General features: G+C 57.4%; 5 protein-coding genes. 3 read left to right on the forward strand and 2 right to left on the reverse strand.

Annotated features, from left to right (window positions below; genetic code table 11):
* Positions 1–167 precede the first annotated feature (167 nt).
* Complete coding sequence (locus NW820_RS02780) at positions 168–1,484, reverse strand: bifunctional folylpolyglutamate synthase/dihydrofolate synthase (protein ID WP_414406631.1); 1,317 nt, start codon at positions 1,482–1,484, stop codon at positions 168–170.
* 61 nt (positions 1,485–1,545) lie between these two features.
* A complete protein-coding gene (serA, locus tag NW820_RS02785; RefSeq protein ID WP_414332254.1) occupies positions 1,546–3,126 on the reverse strand; it encodes a phosphoglycerate dehydrogenase in 1,581 nt (526 codons plus the stop codon).
* A 233-nt stretch (positions 3,127–3,359) separates the two neighbouring features.
* On the opposite strand from serA, the gene NW820_RS02790 reads away from it, so the two are divergent.
* The 3 genes from NW820_RS02790 to NW820_RS02800 all read left to right on the forward strand — a co-directional run bounded on the left by NW820_RS02790 (position 3,360) and on the right by NW820_RS02800 (position 6,226).
* Positions 3,360–4,571 carry an acetate kinase gene (locus tag NW820_RS02790; RefSeq protein ID WP_414406632.1) on the forward strand — a complete coding sequence of 404 codons (1,212 nt, stop codon included), beginning with the start codon at positions 3,360–3,362 and terminating at the stop codon, positions 4,569–4,571.
* A 118-nt stretch (positions 4,572–4,689) separates the two neighbouring features.
* Positions 4,690–5,154, forward strand: a complete 465-nt coding sequence (locus NW820_RS02795) for a hypothetical protein (protein ID WP_414332256.1) — start codon at positions 4,690–4,692, stop codon at positions 5,152–5,154.
* Between the two features lie 529 nt (positions 5,155–5,683).
* A complete protein-coding gene (locus tag NW820_RS02800; RefSeq protein WP_414406633.1) occupies positions 5,684–6,226 on the forward strand; it encodes an FHA domain-containing protein in 543 nt (180 codons plus the stop codon).
* Positions 6,227–6,385: the final 159 nt, after the last annotated feature.

Consider the following 6,385-nt stretch of genomic DNA (forward strand, 5'->3'; position numbering starts at 1 on the left):
GGGCGACCTGCTGGCAACCTAGCTCGGTGCCAGGCCCACCACCCTAACCCAATCAGTAGGGGAGTATCTTGATCAAGTGATAGTGGTTGAGAGCTAGTTTTTGTTCATAGCTCCTCTCTCTTTATAAGAGAGGAGCTCAGGTTTTGCATAAGGTTTCACCTGTCAGTTCAACAGGCTAGATCCCATCCCAAACATTCCTGCATCACCTGGCCCAATAGGTACAGGGATCCGCAGATTACAGCTGGTGGCTCAGTGAGGTTTTTCGGCTTGAGCAACTGAGCCCGAAGAGCGGAGAGATTGGGCAGTGCCCGTGCCGAGGCGAGATGAGGCTGCAGAGTCTGGGCTAGCTGAGCAAGTTGCTCGGGATCCGTCCCAGAGTGGCCGGCAATTGGCAGGGCAAAAAAGCAATCTCCCGGCCGCAGCAGGGTGCTGAGAATGCCCTGGACATCTTTGGTGGTGAGGATGCCCATATACCAGGTGAGGGGGCCAGGTTGATGCTCATCCAGATAGCGACGGAGAGCCTGGGCAGCGGGCAAGTTGTGGGCTCCGTCCATCAGCAACTGACGGGATCCAATCTGCACCCGCTGTAAGCGCCCCGGCCAACGGGTGATGGCAAATCCTTTTTCTACAGTGGCATCAGGGATCCGCCAGCCCTGTTGCTGTAGGGTTTCTACAACGGCAAGAGCTACTGCCGCATTGGTGAGTTGTACATCGCCGCTGAGGGGCAGGGTGAGGAGCTGCCCTCGCCATTGGGCGGTTTGAGGCTCTGACCATTGTAGAGGGTCGACCACCCTCAGGGGGCTTTGCAACTGCTCTGCCTTGGCTTGGATAACTGCTGTGACCTCTGGAGTTTGGGGTGCGCACACTGCCGGGATCCCTGGCTTGAGAATACCCGCCTTTTCAGAGGCAATTTGGGGAAGGCTGTTGCCCAAGCGCTGCCAATGATCCCAGCCGATGGAGGTGATAGCCGTTACCACTGGCTCGATCCCGGCATTGGTAGCATCCAGCCGCCCCCCCAGGCCCACTTCTATCACTGCCACATCCACCTTTTGCCGGCGGAAGTACAGCCAAGCGGCAGCGGTGATAACCTCAAACTGGGTGGGAGAAGCCTCGTCAGGGGCATAGGTTTGTAGGCAGTCTCGCACCTGGGCCAGCGCTTGGCTCCAGTCGTTGGCGGAAATGTATTCCCCGTTCAGCCAAATCCGTTCCCGCCAGTCCACCAAATGGGGAGAGGTGTAGCGGCCCACACGATAGCCTGCCGCCCACAACACGTGGCTGACCCAGGCACAGACAGATCCTTTGCCGTTGGTGCCGGCTACGTGGATGGCCGGGATCCCAGCTTGGGGCTGTCCTAGACGCTGCAGCAAGACTTGCATGCGTTCCAGACTGAGATCCACACCAAAATGGCCCAGGGACTCCAGAAAGGCCGGCCAATCCCAGTCTGGGATCTGGGACAGGGTTAGGGACAAGTTGCTCTGGTTCAAGCAAAGACTCCGTCTTGCCAGGGTAGGTGAGATTTGGGATTTTTTCTAGGGATCAACAATTCTAGAGGTTCACTACAAAAGCGTCACGGATGCCCGGCTGCTTGAGCACCTCTTCCAGGATCCCATCCGGCAGGGGATCGTCCAAGCTGAGCACCATGACTGCATCGCCGCGGATGATCTTGCGCCCCACCTGCATGCTGGCGATGTTGACATTGTAGGCTCCCAGCAGGGTGCCAATCCGTCCGATGATTCCCGGCATATCCCGGTGCAGGGTCATCAGCATGTTGGCGGAAGGGGGCACATTCACCGGGAACTCGTCGATCTGGGTAATCCGCACCTCTCGCTCCCCAATCAACGCCCCCGAAACCGAGCGGATCCCATTGGGGCCGTGGGCAATCAACGTCAGGGATCCGGAATAATCTTTCAAGGAGGGATCTCGGGTTTCCACCACCCGGATGCCCCGTTCTTTGGCCTCAATGGAGGCGTTGACGTAGTTGACCCGCTCCCGCAGCGCCAGCGTCAAAAGCCCTTTGAGGGCGGCAATGACGATCGGCTGACCATCTTTTTCCGCCAGATCTCCCTGCAGGCGGATCTCCAACTGGTTGACGCGATCCCCCGCCAATTGGCCAACCAAGTTGCCTAGGGTTTCGGCCAAGTCCAGGTAGGGTCTGAGGTTTTGCAGCACCTCTGCCTGTAGGCCGGGGATGTTCACGGCAGAGCGGGCCGGCAGCCCCAGCAACACATCGCGGATCTGCTCGGCCACATCAATGGCCACATTCACTTGGGCTTCTTCGGTGGAGGCCCCCAAGTGGGGAGTGAGCAGGACTTCTTTGCCCAGGGAAAACAGCGGGGAGTCCTTCAGGGGCTCATTGGCAAATACATCCAAAGCCGCTCCGGCAATTTGGCCGGATTTCAGGGCTTCGTACAGGGCTTGTTCATCCACCAAACCGCCGCGGGCGCAGTTGATCAGGCGAGCGGTCGGCTTCATCATGCGAAAGGTTTCGGCGTTGAACAGGTTGGTGGTTTCAGGGGTTTTGGGAACGTGCAAGGTGATGTAGTCCGATTCCTGGACCAAAGTTGTGAAGTCCACCAGGCGTACCCCCAGTTGCTCTGCCCGCTCCACGGATAGATAGGGGTCATAGGCCAGCAGCTTCATCCCCATCGCCTTGGCAATCTGGGCCACATGGGATCCAATCCGACCCAATCCGACAATCCCCAGCGTTTTTTTGTAGACTTCTACGCCGACAAACTCTTGCCGATTCCACAGGCCCGACTTCAGAGAGGCATTGGCATCAGGTATGTGGCGGGAGAGGGCCATCATTAAGGCAATGGCGTGCTCGGCAGCGGCAATGGTGTTGCCCTCTGGGGAGTTGACCACCAGGATCCCGGCTTTGGTTGCGGCAGGCACATCGATGTTGTCAACGCCAACGCCCGCCCGCCCGATGATCTTCAAGTTCGTCCCCGCCTCGATCACCTCTCGGGTAACCCGTGTACCGGAGCGCACCATGATGGCATCGTAGTTGGGGATGACCGCGATCAACTGCTCTGGGGTGAGCTGAGTTTGCACATCCACCTGAGCGACTTGGGAGAGAATGTCGATCCCCGCCTGATCGATGGGATCTGTGACGATGACTCTGGGCATAAGCAGCGTTAGTCCAGTGGGATGGAGGGCAACAGAAGTAGGGGAACAGATTACCCAAAAAATTGGGTCTAAAGCTCCGTCCTACCGCTACGCAGTTCGCCTTGGCCTCAGGAAGCTGCAGGAGGGCTTTAATGCTATGGTCATCCTTAGCGGCAGGGTAGTCAACCGCTCTGTTCAAGCAAGCGGGCTATAGGCCTTAAGCCCAGCAGTGCGAAGGCCAACGAAGACACGCTGTGAATATTCTGGTCGTCAATGCCGGTTCCAGCAGCCTCAAATCCTCCCTATTTCTGACGGTTGAGGGAAGGGTGGAGGCCACGCCCATCTGGCAAGCCCAGGTGGATTTCACCTACAAGCCGGGGGAGGCCCTCATCCAGACTCGTCGGCGAGGCGGTGGGTGGGAACCTTTTCCCTCCGTTTCACCTGAGAGGGGGATCGGCCAATTGGCCCCGCTGTTTCAAAGCCTCTGGCAAGGGGAGGGATCCCTGCTCTCCCAGGCGGCTGAGATCGGCGGCGTCGGCCATCGGGTGGTGCATGGGGGATCCCTGTACCGGCAGCCCACCTTAATTACGCCAGAGGTGGAGAGGGCGATTGAGCAATTGATCCCCTTGGCCCCAGCCCACAACCCTGCTGCGCTGGCTGGCATCCGTCTGCTAAGGCAACTGTTGCCGGGGATCCCTCAGGTGGCCGTTTTCGACACCGCCTTCCACCAGCAAATGCCTCTGGCCGCAGCCCTTTACCCCCTTCCCTACGCTTGGGCTGAACAAGGGATCCGCCGCTACGGGTTTCATGGCATCAACCACGAGCATTGCGCCCGTCGCGCTGCCGAGATCTTGAACCGACCCCTGGAGGAGTTGCGGCTGATCACTTGTCACCTGGGCAACGGCTGCTCGTTGGCGGCCATTCGCGGGGGCAGAAGTGTGGACACCACCATGGGCTACACCCCCCTGGAGGGCTTGATGATGGGATCCCGGTCGGGGTCAGTGGATCCGGGCATTTTGATCCATCAGTTGCGCCAGGGCATGAGTGTGGATGAACTGGATCGGATCTTGAACCGAGAATCGGGGTTGAAGGGCGTTTCCGGCCTGAGCAGCGATATGCGGGTTGTGTTGGAGGCAATGGAGGCAGGCCATGCCCGGGCGGAGCTGGCTTTTGAGCTGTTTGTTCACCGTCTGCGCAGCCAGATTGGGGCAATGCTCATGAGCTTAGATCGGCTGGATGCGCTGGTGTTCTCTGGGGGGATTGGGGAAAACTCAGCACCGGTGCGGGCAGCAACCTGTGCAGATCTGGGTTTTTTAGGGATCCAGATCGACCCGGTTTTGAATGCCGGATCCCCCCGCAACTGCGATATCAGCACTTCGGATGCTCCGGTGCGGGTTCTGGTGATCTCAGCCCAAGAGGACTGGGCCATTGCCACAGCTTGCCAAAACCTTTTGCAAGGGGAATAGACGAAGGATTCCAGGCTGCTTCTCGCCAGGTTCTCTCCTTTCCGCCCGCTGGCTTGGTGGAGACAAACTCTAGACAATAAGCTCAAAAAAAGAAGACCTTTTGGAGTGGAGGAAAACCATGCAGCGAAGGCATGAACGGATCCCATTGCTGGTGCTGCTGAGCAGTGTTCTGGTGGGGTGTGGGGGCACGACCGGCAGCAGCGATCTTCTGCCCCTGCCGCCTCCCATACCTGCTCCATCCCTCACCATTACTGATCTCTCTCCGCGCACCGTCTTGGTGGGGCAAACTCCAACCTTTGTGGTGTCTTTCCGGGTAGAGGCCCCTGCCGGGATCCGGGGTTCCAACGCCTTTTTGGCTTCCGTCACCACCCCACTGGGCAATTTCGTAACCCTGGGAGCTTTTGATGCTGCTCAGTTGCCCGGCTGCTTCGTTGGGGCGACCACCTGCACCGTTACAGGGCTGACCCTGACCCAGAATCGCTTTACCCTCACTCAAACGGGATCCCATCAGCTCACCATCAGTGTGTTCGATCGGCAGGAGCGGCTGGGCAGCGGCAGTTTCCCATTTACCGGAGTGCTTTGAAAACGGTTTGGATAAAGACACAGAGGATACTAGTCTTGCAGGATCCCCAGAAACTCAAAACTCACTCTAGGCCCTATCTCTCAGGTGGATTTCTGAGGCTTCCGGCCAAGGGATCAGGCCACCTCGGTCAAACTTGAACGGCCTCGCCGTTCCTGAGGAGATCGAGTTTTGTTGCTTCAAATCGGGTGGGGATAAAGTCGAGTATGTAGTCACTCTAAACATCATGGTCTAAACATCATGAATGAAACCTTTCCGTCTGGCTCCCCTCTCCCTCTGGAAGAGGAGCTGAGGGTGGTCGCGGAAGCGGCGCGGAGCGTTTGGGCACGGTCTCCAGCAGGAATGTAACTCGGAGATCCCAACTCAGGTGATCCGGATCAGCGCAAGCCTTTGGTCAGGGGAGTAGGTTATAGTTATCCAAAAAGATAACAATTTTGACGAAAAAGACATCTTCTGCTTTCCCCAAGCTGACCTTTGGATATGCTGAAGCCGATCTAGGGAATGGAGGCGCTGAACGGTGGAGAATGGGATTGTGTGTCAACTCACTTTAGAATGGACCGAGGCCGACCGGCGCCGATCGCAAACGGTTTCGCCTGTTCCCTCCAAGCTGGTTACCATTGGACGGGATCCCAGCTGTGATGTGGTGCTCAATGACCCAACTCGCTCGGTCTCAGGAGTTCACGCCGGGCTTTATTTTGATCCCAAAACCTTAAACTTTCACATTCGCAACTTAACTCGGGATCGTTTGCCTCCTAAGCAGCCCAACCCTGTCTGGGTGAATGGCCGAAAAATGATTCAGGAGGAGCCTGCGCTTGAGGCCAATAGCCAAATTCAGTTGGGGCACATTGTGCTGAGGGTGAAGTCTATAGAAGTGGCCAGGAAGGATCAGGGGGATCTCCTCAGCCGCGGCACTTTGGACGCCCTCAAGGTTAAGTGCAGCCGCCTGGAAAACCCTCACTACCTACCCCCGGAATATCAGGGCCAGAATTGTCCCTACTGTGGGCATTTGGTTTTGAGCGCTACCTTGGTGATCCCTCCTCCAGAAGCTGGCAAAGCCCCACAACCTCCTCTCTAGAGGACCAACCCTTTCTATTCTTCTTAATTCTTCTTACAGATCCCAGTGGCTGATCCAAGTCCGTGGGGGATAGAAAAAAGGGATCCCGGGCAAACCAAAAGTGACCTGTGAGGTCGCGCTGTTCTGTGTTTTCTCAATGGCCTCTTCATGATCTTTGTA

The sequence above is a fragment of the Synechococcus sp. R55.7 genome (genome assembly GCF_047461955.1).
In the GTDB taxonomy this organism is placed as follows: domain Bacteria; phylum Cyanobacteriota; class Cyanobacteriia; order Thermostichales; family Thermostichaceae; genus Thermostichus.

Excerpts from the sequence above, each read along its gene's own strand:
- serA (WP_414332254.1), bottom strand. The coding sequence starts at position 3,126 with ATGCCCAGAGTCATCGTCACAGATCCCATCGATCAGGCGGGGATCGAC.
- NW820_RS02795 (WP_414332256.1), top strand. The coding sequence starts at position 4,690 with ATGCAGCGAAGGCATGAACGGATCCCATTGCTGGTGCTGCTGAGCAGT.